General features: G+C 65.9%; 2 protein-coding genes and 1 rRNA gene. 1 reads left to right on the top strand and 2 read right to left on the bottom strand.

The window, feature by feature from the left end:
• Positions 1-538: 538 nt before the first annotated feature.
• Positions 539-946: a DUF6924 domain-containing protein gene (locus AC1DFR_RS22280; protein WP_476874494.1), complete on the bottom strand. Its 408-nt coding sequence runs from the start codon at positions 944-946 to the stop codon at positions 539-541.
• A gap of 405 nt (positions 947-1,351) precedes the next feature.
• Between AC1DFR_RS22280 and AC1DFR_RS22275 the strand changes: the two genes are divergently transcribed.
• Complete coding sequence (locus AC1DFR_RS22275) at positions 1,352-2,035, top strand: DedA family protein (RefSeq protein ID WP_476851869.1); 684 nt, start codon at positions 1,352-1,354, stop codon at positions 2,033-2,035.
• 280 nt (positions 2,036-2,315) lie between these two features.
• Here AC1DFR_RS22275 and rrf read toward each other — a convergent pair.
• Positions 2,316-2,411 (bottom strand): 5S ribosomal RNA (gene rrf, locus AC1DFR_RS22270); the annotation flags it as partial.

Genomic DNA, 2,411 nt, shown 5'->3' with positions numbered 1-2,411 from the left:
GGATTGGCCGCCTCCGGTTCCCAGCATTTCCGCTGGTCTCCCTCGCGGCGACTTAGAAAACAATACACCCACCACGCCCCCACCGCAACTCCACCCCCCACACCCACCCCACCACCCAAAAACCCCGCCACCACAACCCAAAACCACCCGCCACGCACCTCATCACACGCTCCCCCGCCACCCACGGCCACTATGCCGTGCATCACTCCAACCCCGTGCCAGCAGATCCCCCACATGGCGGCCAGGCAATAGCAACCAAGCAGGCCGCCACAGAGCCGTGACGCGGCAGGATGCTTCCGATGCCTTCTGGGCCAGACTCCGAACCATGTGTTATTCGAGGGGTACCGCAACCGGGTTCCCGGACGTCTGACGGCTTGCCTGACCCTGAGCCGGCTCCTATGGATCCCGCCGCGATCATCGCCGGCCTTCCGCCCAGCATCTGCCATCTGCCATCTGCCGGGGCGTATGACGAGTTGATGGCCCAACAGCAGCCACCCCGCCGAAATCGTGGCTGAAGGGAACACCTGACGAACGTCAGCTACCTGGAATCAGCGAAGAACCTTGAAACCCGCGGCGGAAGTTGCACGATCTCGTGGTTTGATCGAGCAATTGATTCGGCCGCAGCCTGTTCCCACGACATCGAAGCAGCAAGAACTGTCAGGCAACCCCCTGAAGTCACCCTTGCTGTCTGTGCTTCCTGCGAGCTCCCCGAGTCCATGTTCGCAATGTTTAAGGTGTTATCGACTCCCCAGAGTCCGCGCGCAATGCATCGGAACGGTCGGCGCGATGCCTCGCGCAGATCCGTGATCTGTATCGGATACCCGCCTTCAAGAGCGGCACGTTCCACGACGAACAAGACAGACGCGTGTCCATTGCCTGCCGGGGCCGCCTGGCGAACGTGTTCCCACCAGACGTGATCCCAGGCAGTGTCATCAACGGCCTTCACTCACGCGCGGAATCCATCTTCATGCTCGGAAAGCGCATCCACCCAAGCGTCTTAGTGCTGAAGGTCGTACGCACCAGGAGGGAGGGCGGGCATGGCCTGTGTGTGAGTCTTCAGGGCCTAAAGCAGGAGGCGTAGTAGAGGCGCAGGGCCGGCGGTCGTAGCGGCGCGGGCGGTGGTGGTTGCGGTCGATCCGTCCGGAGGGCCGAGGCTAGCGCCGCGGCCGGAAACGCTGTGCCGCCGCCGGCCGGGCAGTGTCCGCAGCGTGCTCTTGACGCGGCCCCGGCCGCAAGGGTAGACAAGGGCCATCCCGGTGCTGTCGCGGGGGTTATGACCGCAGACAGAACGCGGGCAGCGCGGGGACCGTCATGATGAACCACGGCGGCGCAGCGGAGTGAGGTGTGAGCGATGACCGGATTAGTTGCCTTCCGCTTCGTGGCGCTCGGCTGGGCGGCCTACTTCGCCGCGGAAGCAGGGGTTGCGGACGAATGGGCGTACTACTTCGCCGTCTTCGTGATTGTGCTGGCCCAGTGCGCCGGTGTACCGCTTCCCGCCGTGGCCGTCCTGCTTGGAGCCTACGCCTCGGCGCGCCACGGAGACCTGAACCTTGCCGCCGTTATCGCGGTCGGCAGCCTGGGCGCCATGCTCGGGAGCACGATTGGCTACGTACTTGGGCGGGTGGGAGGCCGTCCGCTGATGCTTCGACTCGCACGGCGCTTCCACGCCGACGAGAATCGCATCCTCCAGCTCGAGTCGTTCTTCGATCGGCACGGCGGCAAAGCCTTGTTCTTCGGCCGCTGGGTCATAGTGGTCCGGCTCTGGGGCGCCATTGCCGCGGGGGCCGCCAAGATGCCGTGGCCCAATTTTCTGCTCTGGACCATCACAGGGTCCATTGCCTGGGTCGCGAGCCTCAGTGTTCTCGCCTATTTGGCAGGGGCGCTGGCCAATGCCATCGGTGACGCTCTCGACATCGGCGGTTGGGTGCTGGTCCCCTTCGTCGTGCTTGGCCTGGTGATCGTCTGGCGCCGGCGCAGACGCCGGAAGCTCAGGTCAGCGGGAGGGGCAGGGGACGGCGTGCCCGATGCCGAATGAGGCCGTCCAGGCGCGTCCGGCCTGTACGTTCCTGCAGCAACGCGGGGCCTCCTTCAAGGCGGAGCATACGACGTCGTAGGGCCCCTCATCGGGCGATCGGGCGCCAGGGGCGATTACCGGCCCGGCCCGGCCCGGGGGCATCTGGCCGTGTACCGGACCGGTTTGGGGGCAGCCGGCCGTGGGCCCGGGCTCCGGGGCCGGGGGCCCGGCCCTGCCTGAGAGGGTCGTTAAATGCGGGAGGACCCCCACGTGTGGTGGGGGTCCTCGACCGTTAATGGTGTTCCGGCGGTGACCTACTCTCCCACACCCTCCCGGGTGCAGTACCATCGGCGCTGTGGGTCTTAGCTTCCGGGTTCGGGATGGGACCGGGCGTTTC

It is taken from the genome of Arthrobacter sp. 05T410 (assembly GCF_056396505.1).
This window is presented reverse-complemented; position numbering and strand designations above follow the sequence as displayed.